Here is a 229-nt window from a genome sequence, read left to right on the forward strand (position 1 = left end):
GTCAACACGTTCCGTCCTCATTTCATCACTTCCTACTTTCCGGCTTTTGAAATTGAGCCGTTTAAATCGTCGTATTCATTCTGACTCAGTTGGCCGGTCTGCCTGGCGACTCGCAAGCGGTCCACTTCTTTTCCGTGGTCAACGTTTGTGAGGTAATTACTTTCACCACGAATCGTATGGTCGTATTTGGCAGCCGTCAGCTTTCGTTTTAAAACGGACTGCGTAAAAT

The 229-nt window shown here is 46.7% G+C and carries 1 protein-coding gene; it reads right to left on the reverse strand.

Annotated features, from left to right (window positions below; genetic code table 11):
* Nucleotides 1-32: 32 nt before the first annotated feature.
* On the reverse strand, nt 33-229 hold a 197-nt coding region (hdcB, locus tag AC6UDG_RS07950), incomplete at its 5' end, for a histidine decarboxylase maturation protein HdcB (RefSeq protein ID WP_500707027.1).

The organism is Fructilactobacillus sp. X2R1C1 (assembly GCF_059901435.1).